Origin of the sequence: Pseudaeromonas sharmana (genome assembly GCF_042649925.1) — a bacterium.
GTDB lineage: Bacteria > Pseudomonadota > Gammaproteobacteria > Enterobacterales > Aeromonadaceae > Pseudaeromonas > Pseudaeromonas sharmana.
The window spans coordinates 154,484-177,876 of sequence record NZ_JBHSAF010000002.1 but is presented as its reverse complement, the minus strand read 5'-3'; the positions used below and the strand labels follow the sequence as shown (position 1 = coordinate 177,876).

The 23,393-nt window shown below is 58.4% G+C and carries 18 protein-coding genes; 6 read left to right on the top strand and 12 right to left on the bottom strand.

The window, feature by feature from the left end; translation table 11 throughout:
• Window positions 1–23: 23 nt before the first annotated feature.
• The 4 genes from glnK to ACFOSS_RS04285 all read right to left on the bottom strand — a co-directional run bounded on the left by glnK (window position 24) and on the right by ACFOSS_RS04285 (window position 6,014).
• Entirely contained in the window at window positions 24–362 is a 339-nt protein-coding gene (gene glnK, locus ACFOSS_RS04300) for a P-II family nitrogen regulator (protein WP_377150834.1), read from the bottom strand.
• Between the two features lie 171 nt (window positions 363–533).
• On the bottom strand, window positions 534–926 hold the full coding sequence (locus tag ACFOSS_RS04295) for a YacL family protein (protein WP_377150832.1): 393 nt from the start codon (window positions 924–926) through the stop codon (window positions 534–536).
• Window positions 927–1,051: 125 nt separating this feature from the next.
• The gene (gene acnB / locus ACFOSS_RS04290) at window positions 1,052–3,649 is read right to left on the bottom strand and encodes a bifunctional aconitate hydratase 2/2-methylisocitrate dehydratase (protein ID WP_377150831.1); all 2,598 of its coding nucleotides are present in this window, start codon (window positions 3,647–3,649) and stop codon (window positions 1,052–1,054) included.
• Between the two features lie 148 nt (window positions 3,650–3,797).
• Window positions 3,798–6,014, bottom strand: coding sequence for a patatin-like phospholipase family protein (locus ACFOSS_RS04285; RefSeq protein ID WP_377150830.1), 2,217 nt, complete (start codon window positions 6,012–6,014; stop codon window positions 3,798–3,800).
• A 124-nt stretch (window positions 6,015–6,138) separates the two neighbouring features.
• Between ACFOSS_RS04285 and ACFOSS_RS04280 the strand changes: the two genes are divergently transcribed.
• Window positions 6,139–8,055, top strand: coding sequence for a methyl-accepting chemotaxis protein (locus ACFOSS_RS04280; RefSeq protein WP_377150829.1), 1,917 nt, complete (start codon window positions 6,139–6,141; stop codon window positions 8,053–8,055).
• A 37-nt stretch (window positions 8,056–8,092) separates the two neighbouring features.
• Here the strand turns inward: ACFOSS_RS04280 and ACFOSS_RS04275 are convergent, their stop codons facing one another.
• From ACFOSS_RS04275 to ACFOSS_RS04250, 6 genes are all read right to left on the bottom strand, one after another.
• Window positions 8,093–8,872, bottom strand: a complete 780-nt coding sequence (locus ACFOSS_RS04275; protein WP_377150828.1) for a heparan-alpha-glucosaminide N-acetyltransferase — start codon at window positions 8,870–8,872, stop codon at window positions 8,093–8,095.
• Between the two features lie 265 nt (window positions 8,873–9,137).
• The gene (gene lpdA, locus ACFOSS_RS04270; protein WP_377150827.1) at window positions 9,138–10,565 is read right to left on the bottom strand and encodes a dihydrolipoyl dehydrogenase; all 1,428 of its coding nucleotides are present in this window, start codon (window positions 10,563–10,565) and stop codon (window positions 9,138–9,140) included.
• Window positions 10,566–10,677: 112 nt separating this feature from the next.
• Window positions 10,678–12,555 carry a pyruvate dehydrogenase complex dihydrolipoyllysine-residue acetyltransferase gene (gene aceF / locus ACFOSS_RS04265; protein ID WP_377150826.1) on the bottom strand — a complete coding sequence of 626 codons (1,878 nt, stop codon included), beginning with the start codon at window positions 12,553–12,555 and terminating at the stop codon, window positions 10,678–10,680.
• 10 nt (window positions 12,556–12,565) lie between these two features.
• Complete coding sequence (gene aceE, locus ACFOSS_RS04260) at window positions 12,566–15,241, bottom strand: pyruvate dehydrogenase (acetyl-transferring), homodimeric type (protein WP_377150824.1); 2,676 nt, start codon at window positions 15,239–15,241, stop codon at window positions 12,566–12,568.
• A 54-nt stretch (window positions 15,242–15,295) separates the two neighbouring features.
• Window positions 15,296–16,069: a pyruvate dehydrogenase complex transcriptional repressor PdhR gene (gene pdhR / locus ACFOSS_RS04255; RefSeq protein WP_377150823.1), complete on the bottom strand. Its 774-nt coding sequence runs from the start codon at window positions 16,067–16,069 to the stop codon at window positions 15,296–15,298.
• Window positions 16,070–16,379: 310 nt separating this feature from the next.
• The gene (locus ACFOSS_RS04250) at window positions 16,380–17,075 is read right to left on the bottom strand and encodes a pirin family protein (RefSeq protein ID WP_377150822.1); all 696 of its coding nucleotides are present in this window, start codon (window positions 17,073–17,075) and stop codon (window positions 16,380–16,382) included.
• 209 nt (window positions 17,076–17,284) lie between these two features.
• Here ACFOSS_RS04250 and ACFOSS_RS04245 point away from each other — a divergent pair, with 209 nt between their 5' ends.
• Window positions 17,285–18,046, top strand: coding sequence for a substrate-binding periplasmic protein (locus ACFOSS_RS04245; protein ID WP_377150821.1), 762 nt, complete (start codon window positions 17,285–17,287; stop codon window positions 18,044–18,046).
• Window positions 18,047–18,060: 14 nt separating this feature from the next.
• Here the strand turns inward: ACFOSS_RS04245 and ACFOSS_RS04240 are convergent, their stop codons facing one another.
• Complete coding sequence (locus ACFOSS_RS04240; RefSeq protein ID WP_377150819.1) at window positions 18,061–18,465, bottom strand: bacteriohemerythrin; 405 nt, start codon at window positions 18,463–18,465, stop codon at window positions 18,061–18,063.
• A 165-nt stretch (window positions 18,466–18,630) separates the two neighbouring features.
• Here ACFOSS_RS04240 and ACFOSS_RS04235 point away from each other — a divergent pair, with 165 nt between their 5' ends.
• Window positions 18,631–18,954, top strand: a complete 324-nt coding sequence (locus tag ACFOSS_RS04235; protein WP_377150817.1) for an HI1450 family dsDNA-mimic protein — start codon at window positions 18,631–18,633, stop codon at window positions 18,952–18,954.
• A gap of 19 nt (window positions 18,955–18,973) precedes the next feature.
• Here the strand turns inward: ACFOSS_RS04235 and ACFOSS_RS04230 are convergent, their stop codons facing one another.
• On the bottom strand, window positions 18,974–19,870 hold the full coding sequence (locus ACFOSS_RS04230) for a LysR family transcriptional regulator (protein WP_377150816.1): 897 nt from the start codon (window positions 19,868–19,870) through the stop codon (window positions 18,974–18,976).
• A 180-nt stretch (window positions 19,871–20,050) separates the two neighbouring features.
• Here ACFOSS_RS04230 and mdtH point away from each other — a divergent pair, with 180 nt between their 5' ends.
• The 3 genes from mdtH to rstB are packed head-to-tail and all read left to right on the top strand — an operon-like array spanning window position 20,051 to window position 23,381.
• Window positions 20,051–21,262 (top strand): multidrug efflux MFS transporter MdtH, encoded by a 1,212-nt coding sequence (mdtH, locus tag ACFOSS_RS04225; protein ID WP_377150814.1) that lies wholly within the window; start codon window positions 20,051–20,053, stop codon window positions 21,260–21,262.
• A 51-nt stretch (window positions 21,263–21,313) separates the two neighbouring features.
• Window positions 21,314–22,018 (top strand): two-component system response regulator RstA, encoded by a 705-nt coding sequence (rstA, locus tag ACFOSS_RS04220; protein WP_377150813.1) that lies wholly within the window; start codon window positions 21,314–21,316, stop codon window positions 22,016–22,018.
• Between the two features lie 10 nt (window positions 22,019–22,028).
• Entirely contained in the window at window positions 22,029–23,381 is a 1,353-nt protein-coding gene (gene rstB / locus ACFOSS_RS04215; RefSeq protein WP_377150812.1) for a two-component system sensor histidine kinase RstB, read from the top strand.
• The last annotated feature ends 12 nt before the right edge of the window (window positions 23,382–23,393 follow it).

Below are 23,393 nucleotides of genomic sequence, written 5' to 3'. Positions count from 1 at the left end.
CTTCATGGTCTCCGGCAGGGCAATCAGATCGCTTCGTCGTCGGTTTCACCGGTACGGATACGAACTACGTGAGCCAGGTCATAGACGAAAATTTTGCCGTCACCGATCTTGCCGGTATAGGCGGCCTTGCAGATGGCCTCAATGATGCTCTCGACATTTTCGTCAGACGACGCGATTTCCAGTTTGACCTTCGGCAGAAAATCTACCTGATACTCGGCACCGCGATAGAGCTCAGTATGGCCCTTCTGACGGCCAAAGCCCTTGACCTCGGAGACCGTCATACCGTCGACGCCCAAAGCGGCGACCGCTTCGCGGACGTCATCTAACTTGAAGGGTTTGATAATTGCACTGATAAGCTTCATACCTTGTCTCCCACTCCCTGGTTCGTATTGGGTTTAACAGATCAATTCAATGTCTGTGCCATAATATAAATAGCCTTTAAAATCATAAAGATAAAAACAAATGCTCATTTTGTCATGGCACTATGTGAACCAAATGGTGCAGGCCACTGAAGAGCGCCCGATCCGGGGGCATCAATTTGGTGCAGAAGCCATCCCCCGCTCCTCGCGGACAAAGGACAGCCAATTCTGCAGCAACACCATGAAATCCTGGACCCCACAACCGGATATCTGTTCGTCATCGTAGTAGGACATATCCGCCTCCAGCTCATCCGGAAAATCAAAGTGCACAACATTGGCCATCACCTCGATTTCACCATCGGCCAGCGTCAGTGTGTATACCTTTCCTGGCAGAGTCCATGTCTGATCGGGCTGGTTCTCGCTTTGCAGTAACATCGTCATGACCTGCTGGCCAAGCAGCAAATCCTCACCGAGCTCATCATTGATCCAGTGCCCCAATGCCTCGTGCCCCATTTCCAGATAGGCTTTGAGACTGCCATCCGGTTCGGCAATGAACTCATAATCCATCGTCTTGCTCCTCCGATTTTCTACTCTATTTATTCTAGCCAGCCACCTGTCAGACGCCGAGATAAAAGCCGAGATAAAAAAAGCGGAGGCATCGGCCTCCGCTTATGGCTTTACCTTTCGACCGCTTAGGCGGGTACTTGCATGATGACCTTATTGGCCTTCTCGGTGTAACTGGCAATCTGATGGAAATTCAGATAGCGATAGACATCCGCGGCCAGCGTATCCAGCTCGCGAGCATAGGATTGATACTCGTCGACTGACGGGATCCGGCCCAGAATCGCGGCGACCGCAGCCAACTCGGCGGAAGCCAGATAGACATTGGCCCCCTGACCAAGACGGTTCGGGAAGTTGCGCGTCGACGTCGAAACCACAGTCGCACCGTCCGCAACTCGCGCCTGGTTCCCCATGCACAGCGAGCAACCCGGAATCTCGATGCGGGCCCCAACACGGCCGAAGATGCCGTAATATCCCTCTTCGGTCAGTTGATCACGATCCATCTTGGTCGGCGGGGCAATCCACAGCCGGGTTGCCAGCTGCCCCTTAAAGCGATCCAGCAGCTTGCCGGCCGCGCGGAAGTGACCAATGTTTGTCATGCAGGATCCGATGAAGACCTCTTCAATCCGATCGCCTGCCACGGTACTCAGCAGACGGGCATCATCCGGATCGTTCGGCGCACAGAGAATCGGCTCTTTGATCGCATCCAGATCAATTTCGATTACTGCAGCATACTCGGCATCGGCATCGGCACTCATCAATTGCGGATCAGCCAGCCAGGCCTCCATCGCCTGAATACGGCGACTGATGGTCCGGACGTCACCATAGCCTTCCGCCAGCATCCACTTCAGCATAACGATATTGGACTGCAGATACTCGGTGATGGGTTCCTTGTCGAGCTTGATGGTACAACCAGCGGCAGAGCGCTCTGCACTGGCATCCGCCAGTTCAAAGGCCTGTTCGACCTTCAACTGCGGCAAACCTTCAATCTCGAGAATGCGGCCGGAGAAGATGTTCTTTTTGCCGGCCTTTTCGACGGTCAACAGCCCCATCTGGATGGCCTGGTATGGAATGGCATGCACCAGATCCCGCAGCGTGATTCCCGGCTGCATCGTGCCTTTGAAGCGCACCAATACCGACTCCGGCATATCCAGCGGCATCACACCGGTCGCAGCGGCAAACGCCACCAGACCGGAGCCGGCCGGGAACGAGACCCCGATTGGGAAACGGGTGTGAGAATCCCCGCCGGTGCCGACGGTATCCGGCAGCAACATGCGGTTCAACCAACTGTGAATCACACCGTCACCCGGGCGCAGCGAAACGCCGCCACGATTCATGATGAAGTCCGGCAACGTATGGTGGGTCTGCACATCCACCGGCTTGGGATAGGCGGCCGTATGGCAGAACGACTGCATGACCAGGTCAGCAGAGAATCCCAGACACGCCAGGTCCTTGAGTTCATCGCGGGTCATCGGGCCCGTGGTGTCCTGGGAGCCGACGGTCGTCATTTTCGGCTCACAATAGGTGCCGGGACGAATGCCGTTGACACCGCAGGCCTTGCCGACCATTTTCTGGGCCAGCGTGAAGCCCTTGCCGCTATCTGCTACCGGCTTGGGACGCGTGAAGACATCCGAATGGGGCAGCCCCAATGCCTCGCGAGCCTTGTCAGTCAGGCCACGGCCGACGATCAGCGGGATGCGGCCACCGGCACGCACCTCGTCCAGCAAGACATCCGTCTTCAGCTCGAAGGTGGCGATCACCTCATCGCTGTTGTGACGCGTGACCTTGCCGGCATAGACGTGAATATCAATGACGTCGCCAGTGTTCATCTGGCTGACATCCAGCTCGATCGGCAAGGCACCGGCATCTTCCATGGTATTGAAGAAGATCGGGGCTATCTTGCCACCGAGCACAAAGCCGCCGGCGCGCTTGTTGGGCACATGTGGAATATCATCGCCCATGAACCAGAGCACGGAGTTGGTGGCCGACTTGCGTGACGAACCGGTGCCAACCACGTCGCCGACATACACCAGCGGGAAGCCCTTGGCTTTCAACGCCTGCAACGCCTTAATGGGGCCCACGGCACCATCCTGATCCGGCACTATCCCGGGACGGGCGTTTTTCAGCATCGCCAGGGCATGCAACGGAATATCCGGGCGCGACCAAGCATCCTGGGCGGGAGAGAGATCATCGGTATTGGTTTCACCGCTCACCTTGAAGACCGTCAGCGAGATCTTGTCCGCCAGCTTGGGACGGGAGAGGAACCACTCGGCCTCGGCCCAAGAAGCCATGACCTGACGTGCATACACATTGCCTGCGGCCACTTTTTCCTGCACATCATGGAACGAATCAAACAACAGCAGGGTATGGGACAAGGCTTTGGCGGCAATCGGCGCCAGCGCGGCATCATCCAGCAGATCGATCAGCGGCTGAATGTTATATCCACCCTGCATGGTACCCAACAGCACGACCGCCTGCTCGGCGTCGAGCACAGGTGAGGTGATCTGCCCCTTGGCAAGTGCTGCCAGGAAACCGGCTTTCACATAGGCGGCTTCATCGACACCCGGCGGAACACGATCCGCCAGCAACGACAGCAGGAAGGCTTCTTCCCCTGCTGGGGGATTTTTCAGCAGCTCGACCAGAGCAGCCACCTGCTCGGCGGAAAGCGGCTTTGGCGCCACCCCTTGGGCAGCTCGCTCGGCAACATGTTGGCGATAGCTATCAAGCACGACGGAATCCTCTCTCTCAATCAATCAGTTGTCGTTGGCCGACAATCTTCCATGAACCGGGCCGATGGGCCCTGACGCGTTTCACTATATAGTTTTGCCTTAATAATGAAAAATATATGGGGCATAGATTTCATGAATAATGGTCATATCACTGACCAAATGCGTTGCCGAAAAACAGGTAGAAGGAGCTTTCGCCACTATCACTGCGGCCATACGCCAGATAAATGGGCCCCAAAAAGCTATCTGAACCGACATAGACACTGCCCGCGCTGTGCATGTCATCCCAGTTGATCTCGGCCTTGTGATTCCAGACATTCCCGCGCTCCAGCGACCAGCCAGCATAGACCGGAGCCTTCAACGCCCCGAAGTTGTTCTCCAGCAGCTGATAGCGGTAAATGATGGCCCCAAACAACTTGTAGCGGCCATTGAGTTGATAACGCTGATAACCGGACAGGTTGAACAGACCGCCCAGATCCTGCAAGTAGAGCGGCAACAGTTCATCCACCGATGAGCCGCCGCCGGTCAAACGCAGATCCAGTACCTGGCGCGAGCTGAGCTGCCAGGGTTGACGCAACTCGACATCCGACACGGTTCCCCATTCGCCCACCGGGCTGATGGCGTAGTCGCCCTGGGCATGAATTGAGGCCAGACGTAGCGAACCATAAGTACCACTCGCCGGGAAATAGCGGCTATCCAGGGTATCATGCAGATAAAATAAATAAGGACCCCAGGTATTCACCCGCTCCTTGCCACTGTAGCCCTGCAGCGTCAACGACGAGGTCGAGCCCTCCAGTCCAACCCCGACCCGGCTCCACGGGCGCACGTTCCAGCCGATATCGCCATACAGGCTCCAAGTCCCGTTCTCCAGATTGACATACCCTTCAGCGGCGGTGAGCGCTTTTCCCCAGGCGTTCTGACCATCTTCGAAGAAGATGGCCCGCACTTCATTGCGATAGGCGCCGCCAAACTGGCCGTAAAAGGTCTGGCTGGCATCCAGCGGGGCATAAAACTCCGAGCTGATCTTCTTCCAGCTGCCAAGAATCGCCTCATTGCGCCACTCGGCCCCATAGTCCGTGAGATTGGTCAGCGTGTAGGCCGCACCGTACATGTAGTTCGAGCGCGACTGGAAGTCATCCTCGAAACCCAGGGTGAAATCGAGGTAGTTCGGCCCCCATCGCTTCTCGGTCACGTTCACCACCAGCACATTTTGCCCCTGCTCCTCATCGATCTCGTAGGTCACGCGCTCGAAGGTGCCGAGGGCATTGATGCGCTCGATCCCCGCCTCCAGATTTTCTGTGGTCTGCACCTTGCCGGTCTCGACCTGCAACATGCTGCGCAGCACCTTGTCACTGAGACGCGAGTTGTTATGGATCTCGATGCGATCCAGGTAGTAAGCCGGTTGCACATTCAGTTGGGAACGGCGATCCAGCTTCGCCTGCTGGTAAGCGGCATACTGCTGCGGTGCTAACGACAAATGACGCAATTGACTCATGGCCAGGTACGCCGCCGATTTGCCACGCTCGACAATCTGCGGCATGCGATCGAAGTCGGCCACCGCAAATCCGGCCACATCCGGCGTCAGCAAAATATCTTGCGCGCCCATCAACGCCAGCTGGCGCTCGGTGCCCGAGCGCGTCATATAGGTTGTCAGTTGATCGATGATACCGAGCGCCGAATCCAGCTCTTCACGCGACTTCAGCTTGTCGGAGATATCCACCGCAATCACCACCTGAGCCCCCATCTTCTTGGCAATGTCGATGGGCAGATTGTTGACGATGCCGCCATCCGCCAACAATTTGCCCTCCAGCTCGACCGGCTTGAGCGCACCGGGAATCGACATCGACGCTTGCATTGCCAAGGCCAGATTACCTTGACTGAGGATGACCGGTTGTACCGTTTCGATATCGGTCGCGATGGCGCGATAGGGGATCGGTAACTCGTTAAAGCTGCGTAATGCCGGCAGGTTCGAGGTCGCATCGCGCAGCAGGGCTGCCATACCATGTCCCAGATAGACCCCTTCCGGCAGTTTTACCTTGCCATCGCTGATGCCAATGTTGGTCTGGAATTGGAAGTCATCGGCCTGCTGCTTTTGCCGCAGTGCCAGATCCTGACGGGTTACACCATCCTGATAGCCTTTGTTCCAGTCCAGATGCAGCGTTTTTTCCTTCACCTCCGTGGCCGAATAGCCCATGGCATACATGCCGGCCACATAGGAGCCCATGCTGGTACCAAGCACCATATCCACCGGGATGCGCATCTCTTCGAGCACCTGTAATACCCCGATATGCGCCGCGCCTTTGGCGCCACCGCCACTGAGTACCAGTGCAATTTTTGGCCGTTCCGCTGCCACGGCAGTGCTCGTCATACCCACAGAGATCCAAAAAATCGACAGGAAAACGTATGCGTACCAATGAATACCAAAGAATCTTTGCACCATGTTTTTCCCTGTCGTTACACTTGCGAGCGGACACCCAATGGATAAGAGAAACATGCTAACCATATTGACCATCAAACAAAAGATTCTGGTCGGCATTGGATTTGCGGTGCTGCTGACGGCCACTGTCGTCGGCACACTGAATCTGACGTTGATCAGTCAAATCATGGAACAACGCCTGATCGAGCAGGAGCTGCCGACCCAGCTACAGAATATACGCAAGGACATTGAGAAAGATCTCGATTCCATGGCCCAGGCAGCGCAACAACTGGCTTCCGATCCGCAAATTCGCGACTGGTTTAGCCATGGCCGGGACCAGGCCACCGAGGCCACCGTCATCGAAAAACTCGAGATGGTGCGCAAGCAGTATGATCTGGTCGATGCCTCTGTGGTCGATCGGCAAAGCGCCGCCTATTACAACCAGAACGGCTTTTTACGTCTGCTGACGCCGCAGCAGGATGGCTGGTTCTACGACTACAACAAGAGCCCGGATGCCTACATGCTCAGCATCTTCCGCGAACAGAATGGTGAGGTGAAACTGTTCGTCAATTTCAAGCAACTCGACGGTCGCGTGGCATCAGGGCTATCGAAATCGCTGGATAGCATGATCAAAGAGCTGGCCGCGTTTCGTCTTGAGCAGAGCGGTTTTGTGTTTTTGGTGGACGACCAAGGCATGCTGAAGTTGCATCCAGACACCCGCCTGATCGATCAGCAACGCCTGCAGGATCTGTATGGCAACACCGCCAGCAGCCTGCTGGACAAGGCACCGTTTCATCTGCTCCAGGCCCGGGATCAGCAGGGGGAGTCCCTGCTGCTGGCCAGCAGCTACATACCGTCCCTGAACTGGTATCTGGTCATGCAGGTACCGGAACAGGAGATCTATGCCGGCCTGAATCAGGCCAAATGGTATACCCTGCTGCTGGTCGCCGGCACCCTGTTGGTGATGGCGATGTTCGCACTCTGGCTGGCCGCGGGCATCAGCCGCCCCATTGCCCGCCTGGCACTGGTATTTGAGCAGCTCGGTTCAGGCCATGGTGATCTGACGCAGCGCGTGACCGTGGAGAGTGAGGATGAGCTGGGTCGTCTGGCCCGTGGTTTCAATAATTTCATTGCCAAAATCCACACCTCGCTGCGTCAGGTCGCCGATAACTCGTCTTCGCTGGCCCACTCGGCACAACTGGTCGCGGGTCAGGCTGCCGACACCTACCACAATACGCAGACGCAAAAAGACAGCACGCTGCAGGTGGCCACTGCCATCAACGAGATGGGGGCCACCGTCGCCGAAATCGCCAGCAATGCGGCCCTGGCCGCCGATGTCGCCAACGAGGCGAATCACGAATCCAGCGCCGGCATCCGGGTGGTCTCCTCTACACGTCAGGCGATGACACTGCTGGCCGATGAAATTGCCGAGGCGGCCACCGTCATTACCACGCTGGACGAGCACACCCAGAGCATCAGCTCCATTCTGGAGGTGATCCGCAGCATCTCCGAGCAGACCAACCTGCTGGCGCTGAATGCCGCCATCGAGGCGGCCCGCGCCGGTGAGCAAGGTCGTGGATTTGCGGTCGTCGCCGACGAAGTCCGTCACCTGGCCAGACGCTCCGCCGAAGCGACGGAGGAGATTCAGAAGAAGATCAATCGCTTGCAAAACGAATCCGGCAAAGCCGTTTCGGCGATGGAAAACGGCCAGGTCCGTGCCGAGCAGGTGGTGACTGAAGCCGAGGCGGCGGAACAAGCCTTGAGCCGTATCGCCGAGCACATTGCCCGCATCAACGACATGAATATCCATGTGGCGACTGCGACCGAGGAGCAATCCAGTGTTGTTGCCGAGATCAACCGCAATGTTGACGATATCAACAACCGGACCTTGGAAAATGCCGCCATCGCAGAAGCGTTGACCGATACCAGCCAGGCGTTGCACGCGTTATCACATCGTCTGGATCAGTTAATCAGCGAATTTCGTCTGTCATAGCCGTGATTGGCCACCAGAGCCGGAGATCCGGCTCTGGTCATCCGCGCAGGCTCACCCAGAACGCCAGCACGCCCATCAACAGCGGTTGATGCAGCAGATAGATGGCTAATGAGTGCCGACCCAGCCAGGCCAGGCCATGCAAACCATCATTTTTTTTGATAGAGAGCTGCCCACATCCATCAGTTAAGGTGATGGGTGGCACCTGCCGCCGTGCAGATTGCCAGAACAGCACAGCAGCCATGCCCAGCAGCACCACCCCCAGCCATGGCAACAGAGGCACATAGTCTTCGGTCAAGGGTTTGCTCGCTGCCAGACCCAACCAGTTCAGCCAGCGCGGGTTCATCGCCGCAAGCTCCAGATTGCCGGCCAGCAAACAGATGCATGCCAACACCAGGATGCCGCCCGGACGGCGTCCAGCGCCGACACCAAGCCCCCAACGCCCGAGACACTGCGCAACGGCGATAAAATGCAGCACGCCGAAATAGATGAAGCGCTCAGCAAACATGAACCAGGAGACCAGCGAGATCAGCACAGCACTGCCAGCCACCTGCCCCCAGCGTCGCCAGAAGCGGGCCGCAGTGGTGTCCTGCCCAAGCACCAGCCCCGCGCCAACCAGCCACAGAAAGAGCGCAACGATGACATTGCGCCAGGCGATCCAGCGCGGATCAGCGAGCAAATCCCAATCGGCCAGCTGCCAGTAGGTCAGGTCAAAACAGAAATGAAAACTGACCATCATGAGGATGGCCACGCCGCGTAATGCATCCAGTATCGGCAATCGCCGCGCGGAGTCGGCCCCTGTCTGTTCACGTCCGGTCATGTCACCTCCTTGTGCAGGCATGCTCGCGTATTTCGGGACGCCTGCGGCCGCGACGCCGGCATCTGACGGCAGCATAGCGGCGGATACCGGCTGCCGCAGCTGAACGCCCCAAGTCCCGCACTGCGGTGTGTGCACAGTGCCATTGGCCACGCCGGGTGCGACGCCACCCCTTGTTGCGTCAAGCGGCACATGATCGCGCGCCAGAAAGCAAAAGGCCACTCCCTGCGGAGTGGCCTGAGCATAACACGGCTGATTTACGCGCCGCTTAGCGCTTCTTCGCCTTGGCATTGGGCAGGTCGGTGATGGAACCTTCGAACACTTCCGCCGCCAGACCGACCGACTCATGCAGCGTCGGGTGGGCATGAATAGTCAGCGCGATATCTTCGGCATCGGCGCCCATTTCGATCGCCAGACCGATTTCACCCAGCAGCTCACCCCCGTTGGTGCCGACAATCGCACCGCCAATTACACGGCCAGTCCCCTTGTCGAAGATCAGCTTGGTCATGCCATCGGCACAATCCGAGGCAATGGCGCGGCCCGATGCGGCCCATGGGAACACCGCGGTCTCGAAATTGATGCCCTGTTGCTTGGCTTCTTTCTCGGTCAGGCCCACCCAGGCGATTTCCGGCTCGGTGTACGCGATAGACGGAATGACCTTGGGATCGAAGTAGTGCTTCTTGCCGGCGATGACCTCGGCCGCCACATGCCCTTCGTGGACACCCTTGTGAGCCAGCATCGGCTGGCCAACGATGTCACCGATGGCAAAGATGTGCGGCACATTGGTACGCAGTTGCTTGTCGACCTCGATGAAACCGCGCTCGGTAACGGTCACGCCCGCCTTCTCGGCATCCAGCTGCTTGCCGTTCGGCACCCGACCGACGGCTACCAGCACGCTGTCATAACGTACCGCTTCTGCCGGCGCGTGTTTGCCTTCAAACGAGACATACAGGCCATCGGCCCGCGCTTCGACGGCAGTGACCTTGGTCTCGAGCATCAGGTTGAACTTGTTTTCGACCCGCTTGGTATAGACCTTGACCACGTCCTTGTCCGCCGCCGGTACCAACTGATCGGCAAACTCGACCACGTCAATTTCTGCGCCCAGCGCGGAATAGACAGTGCCCATCTCCAGACCGATGATACCGCCGCCCAGCACCAGCAACTTGCCCGGTACGGTTTTAAGTTCCAACGCATCGGTAGAATCCCATACCCGCGGATCGTCGTGCGGAATAAACGGCAGCTTCACCGGACGTGAACCGGCGGCAATGATGGCGTTGTCAAAATTGACGGTGGTCTGACTGCCGTCAACGGCGGTGACCACAATGCTGTGGGAAGTGAGGAAACGGGCGACGCCGTTCACCACCTGCACCTTGCGCTGCTTGGCCATACCGGCCAGGCCGCCGGTCAGCTTGCCGACCACTTTTTCCTTCCACAGACGAATCTTGTCGATATCGGTCTGCGGCTCACCAAAGACGATACCGTGGGCCGCCAGGGCCTTGGCTTCTTCGATAACCTTGGCAACGTGCAACAGAGCTTTGGACGGAATACAGCCCACATTCAGGCAGACGCCGCCCAGGGTGCCGTAACGCTCGATCAGCACTGTGTCCAATCCCAGGTCGGCACAGCGAAATGCGGCGGAATAACCGGCCGGACCGGCACCGATAACCACTACCTGAGTTTTGATTTGATTGCTCATCATGACCTCTTTTTACTTGGGCTGCCGTAGGGATCCTTTCCCTGCGGCAAGCATACAGTCAGCCTTCGCGCTTTGCGAAGCGAGGGGGCAGGCAACGCCTGCCCGGTCACAGTTACAACACCAGTCGACGAATATCGGCCAGCGCACCGCTCAGCGTCGTGATGAAGCGCGCGCCATCGGCACCATCAATCACCCGGTGGTCGTAGGAGAGCGCCAGCGGCAACATCAGTCGCGGCACGAACTCCTTGCCATTCCACTGCGGCTTGAAGTCAGACTTGGAGACACCGAGGATCGCCACTTCCGGCGCGTTGACGATTGGCGTGAAACTGGTTCCGCCAATGCCACCCAGGCTGGAGATGGTGAAGCAGCCGCCCTGCATATCCGATGCGGTCAGTTTGCCGGCGCGCGCCTTCTTCGAAATCTCGGCCAGATCCTGTGACAGCTCGTAGATGCCCTTCTTGTTGACATCACGGACCACAGGTACCACCAGACCATTCGGTGTATCCACTGCCACCCCGATGTGGATGTACTTCTTCATGATCAGCTTGCTGCCATCTTCGGACAGCGAGCTGCAGAAGCGCGGATGGGCTTCCAGCGCCTTGGCGGCCGCCTTCAGAATGAACACCAGCGGTGTGATCTTGAAGCCGAGCTGTTGCTTGTCGGCGATGACATTCTGCTCCTTGCGGAATGCTTCCAGATCGGTGATGTCGGTCTCGTCGAATTGCGTGACATGGGGAATCATCACCCAGTTGCGATGCAGGTTCGGACCGGAGATCTTCTGGATCCGGGTCAGCTCAACCTCTTCCACGGCGCCGAACTTGGCAAAATCGATCTTGGGCCATGGCAATACGCCCAGGCCGGCGCCACCTGCCGCACCGGCTGCCGGAGCCGATTCGGCGCGCTTGATGGCATCCTTGACGTACGCCTGCACGTCTTCCTTCTGGATACGGCCCTTACGACCGGAGCCCTTGACCTTGGCCAGGTTGACCCCGAACTCGCGCGCCAGACGACGGACGGCCGGTGAGGCATGGACATAGGCTTCGTTGGCGACAAAATCGCCCTTCTCTTCGACCTTGGCCGCGGGCGCCGGTGTGGCCACCGCTGCCGGGGCGGCCACGGCAGCAACCGCAGCCGGGGCGACAGCAACCGGAGCCGGCGCGGCGCCGGCCACTTCAAACAGCATGATCGCCGAGCCGGTGGCAACCTTGTCGCCGACCTGCACCTGGATCGCCTTCACGACACCGGCAAACGGCGCCGGGACTTCCATCGACGCCTTGTCGCCTTCCACCGTCAGCAGCGACTGATCCGCGCTGACAGTGTCACCGACCTTGACCAGGATCTCGGTCACCGCGACTTCGTCACCGCCGATGTCCGGAACATTCACCTGCTGCTCGGCACTGGCCGCAACGGCCACAGCCGGGGCTGGCGCAGCGGCAACCGCCACCGCAGGTGCCGCACCGGCGACCTCAAACACCATGATCAAGGAACCGGTGCTGACCTTGTCACCGGTCGCAACCTTGATCTCGCGAACGACGCCGGCAAACGGTGCCGGGACTTCCATCGATGCCTTGTCACCCTCGACCGTCAGCAGCGACTGATCCGCGCTGACAGTGTCACCGACCTTGACCAGAATTTCGGTCACGGCGACTTCGTCACCGCCGATGTCCGGAACATGTACATCCTGCTGCGCAGCAACACTCGGCGCCGCAACAGCCGGTGCGGCGGCTGCCACCGGCGCTGGAGCAGAAGCAGCCGCTGCGGCCGCCTCGAACTCCATGATCAGCGAGCCGGTATTCACCTTGTCGCCAAGCGCAACCTTGATCGCCTTGACGACACCCGCCTGCGGCGACGGCACTTCCATCGACGCCTTGTCACCTTCGACGGTCAGCAGAGATTGATCCGCTTCGACCGTATCACCGACCTTGACCAGGATCTCGGTCACCGCGACCTCATCACCGCCGATATCCGGCACATAAATTTCGATAGACATTCCCATCCCCTTACGCGTACAGCGGGTTGATCTTGTCGGCATCGATGCCGAACTTGGCGATGGCTTGCGCCACCAGCGCCTTGTCGATCTGGCCGAGCTTGGCCAGTTCCGTCAGCGCGGCAACCACGATATAGCCTTCGTTAACTTCAAAGTGGCGACGCAGGTTCTCACGGCTGTCGGAGCGACCGAAACCGTCGGTCCCCAGCACGCGGTAGCTTTGCGCCGGAATAAAGGCCCGCACCTGCTCACCGTACAGTTTCATGTAATCGGTGGCGGCAATCGCCGGTGCCTGGTTCATCACCTGGGCGATGTAAGGTACCCGCGGCGTGCTGTCCGGATGCAACATGTTCCAGCGGTCGGCGTCCTGACCATCGCGGGTCAGCTCGTTGAAGCTGGTGACGCTGTAGACGTCGGAACCGATACCGTAGTCATCGCTCAGGATGACGGCAGCACGGCGGACATAGTTCAGGATGGAGCCACAGCCCAGCAATTGGACTTTCGCCTTCTCACCAGCCACGCTTTCCAACTTGTAGATCCCCTTGCGGATGCCTTCTTCGGCACCAGCCGGCATCGCCGGGTGCAGGTAGTTCTCGTTCAGTGTGGTGATGTAATAGTAGATGTTCTCCGGCTGGTCACCGTACATGCGACGCAGACCATCCTGGATGATGACCGCCACTTCGTAGGCAAATGACGGGTCGTAGCTGACGCAGTTCGGGATGGTGCCGGCCAGAATGTGGCTGTGACCATCTTCGTGCTGCAGGCCTTCGCCGTTGAGCGTGGTACGGCCAGAAGTCGCGCCGAGCAGGAAGCCGCGCGCCTGTTGGTCGCCCGCCGCCCAGCACATGTCACCGACACGCTGGAAGCCGAACATCGAGTAGTAGATGTAGAACGGAATCATCGGGCAGTCGTTGGTGCTGTACGAGGTCGCCGCGGCCAGCCAGGAGGACATGGCGCCCAGCTCGTTGATGCCGTCCTGCAGGATCTGACCCTTCTTGTCTTCCTTGTAGTAGGAGACGATATCACGGTCCTGCGGGGTGTATTGCTGACCATGCGGGCTATAGATACCGATCTGACGGAACAGCCCTTCCATACCAAAGGTACGCGCTTCGTCGGCGAGGATCGGCACGATACGCTGACCGACAGACTTGTCTTTCAGCAACACGTTCAGTGACCGCACGAACGCCATCGTGGTCGAAATCTCACGGTTCTGCTCACCCAGCAGCGCATCAAACGCCGACAGTTCCGGGATCTCCAGCTGTACCGTGGTCTGCTCCAGACGGCTCGGCAGGTACCCCTTCAGCGCCTTGCGGCGATCATGCAGGTAGTTCCACTCCGCAGAGCCCTGCTCGAAGGAGAGGTAAGGCAGCTCGGCCAGCTGATCGTCAGATACCGGCACCTGGAAGCGGTCACGCAGGTGACGCACTGAGTCCAGCTCCATCTTCTTGACCTGGTGCGCGATGTTCTTGCCTTCGGCCGCATCGCCCATGCCATAACCCTTGATGGTCTTGGCGAGGATCACCACCGGCTTGCCCTTGGTCTCGTTAGCCTTCTTGAACGCCGCGTAAACCTTGCGTGGATCATGGCCACCCCGGTTCAGACTGAAGATCTGCTCGTCAGTCCAGTCCTTGACCAGCGCGGCCGTTTCCGGGTACTTGCCGAAGAAGTGTTCACGCACATAGGCACCGTTCTTCGATTTGAACGTTTGATAATCGCCATCCAGCGTCTCGTTCATCAGTTGCAGCAGCTTACCCGAGGTATCCTTCTGCAGCAGCTCGTCCCACTTGCTGCCCCAGATCACCTTGATCACTTCCCAACCTGCGCCGCGGAACAACCCTTCCAGCTCGTTGATCACCTTGCCGTTACCGACGACCGGACCATCCAGACGCTGCAGGTTGCAGTTGATGACGAAAATCAGGTTATCCAGCTTCTCGCGCACGGCGACCGTGATGGCGCCCTTGGACTCCGGCTCGTCCATTTCACCGTCACCAAGGAAGGCATAGACCTTCTGTGCCGAGCAGTCTTTCAGACCGCGATCGGTCAGGTACTTGAGGAAACGTGCCTGGTAAATAGAACCAATCGGACCCAGACCCATGGAGACCGTCGGGAACTGCCAGAAGTCTGGCATCAGTTTCGGGTGCGGATAGGAGGAGAGACCCTTGCCATCCACTTCCTGACGGAAGCTGTCGAGCTGTGCCTCGCTCAAGCGACCTTCAACGAAGGCGCGCGCGTAGACACCAGGTGAAATGTGGCCCTGGAAGTAAACCAGATCGCCGCCATCCTGCTCGTTACGGGCACGGAAGAAGTGGTTGAACGCCACATCATAGACGGTGGCAGAAGAGGCAAACGAAGACATGTGACCACCCAGGTCCAGCCCCTTCTTCGACGCCCGCAACACGATCATCACCGCATTCCAGCGAATGATGGAGCGAATGCGCTTTTCCAGCTCCTTGTCGCCGGGATAAGCGGGCTCATCCTGGGTCGAGATGCTGTTGATATAATCGGTCAGGATGCTGCCACCCTTGCCGCCAGCCGCCAGCTCGACGCCTGATTTGCGGGCCTGGTCGGCCAGTTGATCGATGATGAAGCGCGCACGCTCCGGGCCTTCTTCACGCAGCAGGGACTCAAGGGCTTCAAGCCACTCACGGGTCTCTACCGGATCCACATCGTTTCTGAGGAGTTCAGACATGGCTGTTTCCTATCTCGTTAACGGCATTTGCTGTTTTGAATGACGATATGGGCACTATTGCGGCTCGGCGGGAGCAGTGCGTATCTGGCGTGTCAGACGCCGGTTGCGCTGATCTTCCCGCTGGATATCCAGCAAGGTGTCCTCGATAAAGGCGAGATGCTCATGACAGGCATCCCTGGCCTGTTCCGGTTGCCCGGCCAGGATAGCCGCTATCAGTTCTGCCCGATGGCGACGTATCCGGTTGACCACGCCCGGTCGCTGATTCAGCACCTCGATGTTGCGCAAAATATTGCGCTCCAGCAGGCTGCGCAGCGCCCGGACCAGGTGTAGCAATACGGCGTTGTGCGACGCTTCCATCATCACCAGATAAAAGTCGGTGACGGCATTCGCCTCACCGGCCAGATCTCCCTGCTGCTGTGCTGCTTCGATCTGCAGCTGGGAATGACGGATGCGTTCGAAATCGATCTCGGTGCCCCTCAATGCAGCATAGTAGGCGGCTACACCTTCCAGTACATGACGGAACTCCAAGAGATCAAATTGTGAGTCGGGGTTGTTCAGCAGCAGGTCAAAGAGCGGATCCGCCAGACCGTGGCTCAACTCCTGTTTCACATAGGTACCGCCGCCCTGACGTCGATAGAGCAAACCGCGCGCCTCAAGACGCTGTATGGCTTCACGCAATGACGGCCGCGAAACCTGGAACTGCACCGCGAGCTCACGCTCGGGTAACAGTTTCTGTCCCGGTTGCAGGCTGCCATCGGCGATCATCTGCTCAAGTTCAGCGACAATCGCATCGGCCAATTTGGGGGCTTGATTCTTTCGTGCAGGCATTATCAACTTGTTAAATTGGTATTACCAATTCCTGTAATGTTGCACAAATTATCAATGTTATTAACAGAAGTCCATCGCAAATATGATCGCGGTCAAAAGAAAACGCCTGTCAGCCACGACGAGTTGCCTCTTTTGGTCTGACCAAGAGACGGATGAGTAACAATTTTATAACCGCCGCTGCGCACCAATTGGTCAGATACGCCGTCGATTCAGGAGGAATTTGGGGTTAGCCGTGCCATGGCGGATAGAAAAACGCCAGGCAACAGCCTGGCGCTAACTCTGTCTCGTCTGCCCGACAAGGCCACACACATCACGGCAAATCAAACAACAGACACTCGCTATCCGGATCCACGCCCAGCACACTTAACTGAGTTTCATCCCAGACCGCCAACCCATCTCCAGCCTGTAACAGCAAGCCCTGCACCGCGACCTGTCCACGCACGACTTGCAGCCAGACACGGCGATTCTGCGCTATGGGGTAGAACTGCTCGCCCGCCTCGCTCCCCAGTGTCCAGCGCCACAGGCGCATATCCTGATACACCGTCATGCTGCCCTCCTCGCCCTGCGGTGACAGAATCAACTGACGCCCCGCCTCCGCGTCGAAGCGACGCTGATCATAGCGCGGCGTGACAGCCCGTTGCGACGGCAGGATCCAGATTTGATAAAGGTGCAATGGCTCCGAGGAGCGCGGGTTAAATTCAGAGTGCGTAATGCCGGTACCGGCACTCATGATCTGGAACTCCCCCGCCGGAACTTCGGTCACATTACCCATGCTGTCGCGATGGGCCACTGCGCCGGACAGTACATAGGTCAGAATTTCCATCTCGCGATGGGGGTGGGTCGGGAAGCCGGCGCCGGCATCGATCCGATCCTCATTAATTACCCTGAGGGCTGAAAAACCCATGTAGTTTGGATCGTAATAATCGGCAAACGAGAAGCTGTGGAAGGTATCCAGCCAACCGTGATTGGCGTGGCCGCGCTCCGCGGCCGGGCGATGATGGCGCATTCTGCTCACTCCGCTGAAAAGCAATGATTCAGCCTAGCGGCAGCGGGAATAGATATAAATCGCAAAAAATCCGGGATTCCTTTCGATTATAAAGAAAGGAGTGCATAGGCCATTTCTTTACGAGCCCTTTTTAGGTCGCGATGGAATACGCTTCTATACTCAATAGAAACCTATGTACAGCATGGGGATCTTGTTCGGGAGACCGCGACATGAAGCGCGCTGGCCAAAACGCTTGTTTAGTGCTTATCAGCTTATTTTTATGGGGCAGCCGGGCCGAGCCCGCTTGCCAACAGATCCACTATGCCGCCAATCCTGCTTACCCCCCCTATCACTGGAGCCCGGATAACCAGCATTACACGGGCGCCAGCGAGGCACTGCTGCGCAAGATACTGCCCCCCGGCGTCGAAGCCATACCTGTGGTATACCCATGGAAACGCACACTGGAACTAGCCCGGCAGGGCAAGATAGATCTGATTCTAAGTCTGCGGCGCACACCGGAACGGGAACAGTTTCTCAGCTTCCTGTCGGCCCCATCCTTCAGCAACCCGATTGCCGTGTTTGTTCAAACATCACTGTCGGAGAAACTCGGAGACTTGCGCAACTGGCAAGCGCTGATTCCGCTGCGGGGGGGAATCAGCCGAGGGGATACCTTCGGCGGGGAGTTTGATGACTTCCTGCGCGACAACCTGACGGTGGAAGAAGCCAGTACCATGACTGAAAACTTCCAGAAACTGCGCCGCGGGCGCATTGACTACTTTATCACCAGCCTGCACGCCGGGAACTTCTATCTCAATGTCACCGGCTATCAGCATGAAATCGTCGCCTTGTCTCCTCCAGTCAGTAACGAGGAGATCTTTTTTGCCTTTAGTCGTTCCTCGCCTTGCCTCAGTTGGTCCGCGGCATTGACTCAGCGCATGCAAGAGATGGGGGAACAAGGTGAAATCGATGCGTTGCTGGTGCCTTACCTATAGCCAGCAGCTCTGGCCTAACAGCGCGCCTGACGGCGCATGAAAAACGCCAGCGGTAAGTCCTCCTCCTCGACGTGGCGCAACACGACAGCGTACAGCGTCTCCAATAGCGTTTGCGGATCCGGTGTGGGTTCGCTACTGGGGTGCAGCCAGTGTCGCACTTGTTGCAACAGATGCTGATGTACCGCTCTGTGCTCGGCGTAATCGGGATAATATTGTTCGCGCATCACCTGCTCCTCACTGCGAAAGTGCTCCTCAAGCAGGCGGACAAACAGCTGCAACCGCGGCAGCATCAGAGGCCAGGACGCGCCATTTGCAACCGCCTCTGCCATGCTGTCAATCAACGACAACAGGGTCTGATGCTGGTGGTCGATTAAAGGGTGTCCGGTCAATAACTCTTCGCCCAGCTCATGCCTCTCCACGGCGCGCTCCTAAAAATGCGTCAATTGACACCAAAGTTAGCCTAAAGCCAGAGACACGGGAGCGATATTGACCACGCTTTGACATACGCAGCAGACATGATCCGCAGACCATTCCATGTTTTAATACCCTCCCAAGCTGATGTAGATGGATGTGGATAACCAATTATGCAAGCCGAACACCTGTTGAGCGTCGATGAACTGCTGGACAACGCCTATGAGATTTTTCTCGAGCTTGCCAGCGACAACTTGAGTCAGGAGCAGATTGCCTGCTTCAATGCCGAATTTGAAGAACGCGGCGCCCTCGGCGACAGCACTCCCGAGGAAGACTGGCAGGAATACCTCGATTTTGAACTCGATCCCGCCCTGCACGTTGAGATTTGCGTTGGCCTGGTCGGGGAGGATGAGGAGTTCGACCGCCTGTTTGCTCGCATGCTGCTGTCCCGGGATCCGGACGACCGGCGCTGCCAAATTCAGTGGCAAGAGCGCTGATCTCATCATCACGCCCTCATCATGGGGCGTGTTGCCACTCCTCGGCTAACGCGCGCGCCGCCAACAACACCCGATCCTTGGCCTCATGCCAGCGCTTGCCGCTGCGGTAGGCCATCATCACCTCCCAGCTCGCCTCCGGCAAATCGTGCACCGGCAGGCGCACCAGACGCCCAGCCAGCAGATCCCGTCGCACCACCAGCTCCGGCATGATGGTGATGAAACCATGCTCCAGCGCCAGCTCCCTTGCCGCACTGCCCGGCTGAATAGCGTGCAGCGGCTGTACCGTCTGGCGCAGGCGGCGGATCTGCAGCATCAACTGGTCACAGGCATCTCCCCAGTATTGCGGCGCGATGCGCTGATCGGCGATAGCCGCCAAGGTCAATTCACGGCCATCCGCCATCGGGTGATCGCGCGCGGCGACGGCGATGATGGGAGAACGACACAGATGCTCCATCTGGATGCCAGCCACTGCCGGACATTTCAACACAAAGCCGACATCCACGGTCCCGGCCAGCAACCATTGCATGATGACGCTCGAGTGGTCGGTTTCGCAGCGGATCTCCATCGGCGCCTCGGCCAGCATGACCAGCAACGAGCCCATCACCACCGCAGACAGCGAGGGGAGACTCGCCATGGTGACCCGCGGTAACGCCGGCGCGCCCTGCACCGCAACGCGCCCTTCATCCAGCAACTGCAAGGCATGTCGTGCCAACGGCAGATAATGCTCACAAGCCGGTGTCGGAATGGCCCCCCGACGGTGCCTGGCAAATAACGCCACCCCGAGTTCGCTTTCCAGCATGGCAATCCGCTGGCTAACCTGGGGTTGCGAACTGCCAAGTCGGGCGGCAGCCTGACTAAAGCTGCCGGTGGCCGCCACCTCCAGCAACAAACGCAGATCCTCTAGTGCTATAGACATAAGAAATCCAAATAAAAACTATAGGTAGTTGATGGCTTCCAATATAGCTCAACCGCTCGCAGAATGATCGATACCAGATAATGCCCGTTCGTGGTGTTACGTTTTATCAATCCCGCTATACAGACAGGGCTTGCCTTCTTCTGGCGCAACTGTGCAGCGATTTGTGGTCCCGAGGTCACCATGGTTTCCGTTAGCCGCGCCCGCCAGTTGGGCAAGTACTTCCTGTTGCTGGATAACATGTTGGTTATTCTTGGCTTCTTCGTCGTCATGCCATTAATCAGCATCCGGTTTGTCGATGGTCTCGGCTGGGCAGCCAGTCTGGTCGGGCTGGCACTGGGCTTGCGCCAACTGACCCAACAGGGGCTCGGAATCTTTGGTGGCTCACTGGCTGACCGCTTCGGCGCCCGCCCCCTGATCGTTACAGGCATGCTGCTGCGCGCTGCGGGGTTTGCCAGCCTCGCACTGGCAGATCAGCCCTGGATCCTGATCGCCTCCTGCGTAGTATCCGGCCTCGGCGGCATGTTGTTTGATCCCCCTCGCTCGGCACTGATCATCAAATTTACCCGCCCTCGTGAACGCGGACGCTTCATTTCCCTGATGATGGTGCAAGACAGCGCCGGCTCTGTCCTTGGCGCCCTGCTCGGAAGCTGGTTGCTGGCCTACGATTTTCACTATGTCTGCTGGACCGCTGCCGGTCTGTTCTGTCTGGCCGCCTTGTGTAACGCCACCTTGCTACCGGCCTACCGGCTGTCGATTGCCCGACAGCCACTCAAGGCAGGTATGCATCAGGTTCTGAGCGACAAAGCTTTTGTCCGTCTGGTGTTGACCCTCAGCGGCTATTTCATCCTCGGCGTGCAGGTGATGCTGATGCTGCCGATTCTGGTCAAGACGTTGGCAGGCCACGCTCAGGCCGTAGGCTGGATGTACATGCTCGATAGCCTGATTGCACTGACACTGCTCTATCCGCTGGCACGCTGGAGTGAAAAGCGCTTCTCGCTGCATAGCCGTCTCATCGCCGGGCTCGGGATCATGACACTGGCCATGGTGCTGGTATCGCTGGTGCAGCACCTGGTGCCACTGTTCGTATTGATCGGCCTGTTCTATCTGGGCTCCAGCCTGGCAGAACCAGCACGGGAAACCCTGCTCACGTCACTGGCGAACCCCGCTGCCCGGGGCAGTTACATGGGGTTCAGCCGGATCGGTCTGGCTTTTGGCGGGCTGGCCGGCTACCTCGGTGGTGGCTGGTTATACGATCTGGGTCATCAGACCGGACACTCGGCATTTCCCTGGCTGGTGCTTGGGCTGATCGGTCTGCTGACCATGCTGGCGCTGTGGTGGCAACAGCCGTCACGCCAGCCGCTGGTGCTGCGCCCGCTCCCCGGCTTGCACTGAGTACCGGCAGGCGTATGCTGGACGCCACCCGCAGTTGGCAGACAATTACTGATGTACCGGATTATTTTTGTCGAGGATGACCCCGAGCTGGGTCAGTTGATTGCCGAGTTTCTTGGCCGTCAGGACATGCAGGTGCAGATCATTCCGCGAGGAGATACCGCCCTGGCCATCATCCTGGCACAACAGCCTGACCTGGTGTTGCTGGACATCATGCTGCCCGGTCTGGATGGACTGTCGTTGTGCCGTGACCTGCGCCCTCGCTACAACGGCCCGATCGTCATGCTGACCGCGCTGGACAGCGACATGAACCAGATATTGGGGCTCGAACTGGGCGCCAGCGACTACATCCTAAAAACCACCCCTCCCCCGGTGCTGCTCGCCAGATTGCGCGTCCAGCTGCGCAACGTCGAACCACACAAGGTATTACCCGCACCACGCCAGCCACCACAACAACTGGCGTTTGGCAGTCTCTGCATTGATGCCCAGAGCCGGGATGTTCGCCTGGCGGGCGACAGCATAGCGCTATCGACCGCCGATTTTGACCTGCTGTGGGAGCTGGCCTGTCACGCCGGACAGATCCTCAGCCGCGAGCAACTGTTCAAGGCACTGCGCGGCCTTGACTACGATGGTCAGGATCGAAGTATCGATGTCGCCATCTCACGTCTGCGACGCAAGCTGCAGGACGATAGCGAGAACCCCAGACGCATCAAGACAGTGCGTCAACGCGGTTATTTACTGGCGCCCAACGCCTGGTAACGGAGCGACGATGCGCAAATTATTCATCCAGTTCTACCTGCTGTTGATCACCATCTTCTTGTTGATGGCGCTGCTTATCGGTGGCGTCTATCGCTTTACGTTTGAACGCACCATGGACCGTTCCCTCGACGACCTGATGCAGGGCGCCTTGTCTTTGCTGCGCAACGAGCTGCGGCATACGCCCCCTGAGCACTGGGCCGAGCGGCTCTCGCAACTGGACTCGCCACTGTCGTTTGATATCAGCATCCAGCCGCTGTCGACGCTGAACGCACAACTGGAGCCGACGGCTCAACATGCACTGCAGGAGGGGGACATCATAGTCCTTGAAGAACAAGACCAGTTCCTGCAACGGATCCCGGAAAGCGGCTATGTGATGCAGGTTGGCCCCATCTCCTACCTCTCATTCCTGCGCGAACTGCACTGGCTGGATTTTTTGGTGCTTGCTCTGTTGGGGCTGTCATTGGCGTTGCCGGTGTTTTTGTGGCTACGTCCTCATTGGCGCGATCTGATTCGTCTGGAGCAAGTCACACAAGCACTGGGCACCGGCGATCTGCAAGCCCGCAGCCAGTTGGCAGCCAACTCCAGTCTGCATCGGTTGGCTTCTGCCTTCGATCACATGGCGAGCAATCTGCAGGGGCTGATCGCCAGCCGACAACGGTTAACCAGTGGCATTGCCCATGAGCTGCGCACGCCATTGGTACGACTACGTTACCGCCTGGAGCTGCAAGCGGCCTTCGCCGAGAGTGACAAACAGAAAATGGTGGCCGAGCTGGATGCAGTCGATCGCCTGATCGACGAGATGCTGGTGTATGCCAGATTGGAACAACCGACACCGCAGCTGGAATGGGAGGAATGGGACGTGATGAACTGGCTGCCGCAGTTGGTGAATCAACAATGGCAGCCGTTATCCGCGACCATCCGCATTCAGCTGGCGTTGCCTGACGGCGAGCGCAGGTGGCAGGGTGACCGGCGCCTGATCACCCGCGCGCTGGATAATCTGGTGACCAATGGCCTGCGTTATGCCCAACGACAACTCCGCGTCTCACTGCTTGACCAGCCAGGAGTGGCCGGACTCTGCATCGAAGAAGATGGGCCCGGTATTCCACCAGATGCGCGCGAGCAAGTGTTCGAACCCTTCACGCGGCTCGATCCCAGCCGGGACCGGCATACCGGCGGCTGTGGTTTGGGGCTGGCGATTGTCGACGGCATTGTTCGAGCGCACCACGGGACGATCACTCTGGATGAGAGTCCGCTGGGTGGCGCCCGCTTTATCCTGCGCTGGCCACTCACGCCCATGCCGACTGTACATACGGTTACAAACCGTCACCTAACTCCCACTGACGCCGATCAACCCAGCCCCTAGGATGACGCTTGA

Excerpts from the sequence above, each read along its gene's own strand:
- glnK (WP_377150834.1), bottom strand. The coding sequence starts at position 362 with ATGAAGCTTATCAGTGCAATTATCAAACCCTTCAAGTTAGATGACGTC.
- ACFOSS_RS04295 (WP_377150832.1), bottom strand. The coding sequence starts at position 926 with ATGGATTATGAGTTCATTGCCGAACCGGATGGCAGTCTCAAAGCCTAT.
- ACFOSS_RS04285 (WP_377150830.1), bottom strand. The coding sequence starts at position 6,014 with ATGACGAGCACTGCCGTGGCAGCGGAACGGCCAAAAATTGCACTGGTA.
- ACFOSS_RS04280 (WP_377150829.1), top strand. The coding sequence starts at position 6,139 with ATGCTAACCATATTGACCATCAAACAAAAGATTCTGGTCGGCATTGGA.
- ACFOSS_RS04275 (WP_377150828.1), bottom strand. The coding sequence starts at position 8,872 with ATGACCGGACGTGAACAGACAGGGGCCGACTCCGCGCGGCGATTGCCG.
- lpdA (WP_377150827.1), bottom strand. The coding sequence starts at position 10,565 with ATGAGCAATCAAATCAAAACTCAGGTAGTGGTTATCGGTGCCGGTCCG.
- aceF (WP_377150826.1), bottom strand. The coding sequence starts at position 12,555 with ATGTCTATCGAAATTTATGTGCCGGATATCGGCGGTGATGAGGTCGCG.
- aceE (WP_377150824.1), bottom strand. The coding sequence starts at position 15,241 with ATGTCTGAACTCCTCAGAAACGATGTGGATCCGGTAGAGACCCGTGAG.
- pdhR (WP_377150823.1), bottom strand. The coding sequence starts at position 16,069 with ATGCCTGCACGAAAGAATCAAGCCCCCAAATTGGCCGATGCGATTGTC.
- ACFOSS_RS04250 (WP_377150822.1), bottom strand. The coding sequence starts at position 17,075 with ATGCGCCATCATCGCCCGGCCGCGGAGCGCGGCCACGCCAATCACGGT.
- ACFOSS_RS04245 (WP_377150821.1), top strand. The coding sequence starts at position 17,285 with ATGAAGCGCGCTGGCCAAAACGCTTGTTTAGTGCTTATCAGCTTATTT.
- ACFOSS_RS04235 (WP_377150817.1), top strand. The coding sequence starts at position 18,631 with ATGCAAGCCGAACACCTGTTGAGCGTCGATGAACTGCTGGACAACGCC.
- ACFOSS_RS04230 (WP_377150816.1), bottom strand. The coding sequence starts at position 19,870 with ATGTCTATAGCACTAGAGGATCTGCGTTTGTTGCTGGAGGTGGCGGCC.
- mdtH (WP_377150814.1), top strand. The coding sequence starts at position 20,051 with ATGGTTTCCGTTAGCCGCGCCCGCCAGTTGGGCAAGTACTTCCTGTTG.
- rstA (WP_377150813.1), top strand. The coding sequence starts at position 21,314 with ATGTACCGGATTATTTTTGTCGAGGATGACCCCGAGCTGGGTCAGTTG.
- rstB (WP_377150812.1), top strand. The coding sequence starts at position 22,029 with ATGCGCAAATTATTCATCCAGTTCTACCTGCTGTTGATCACCATCTTC.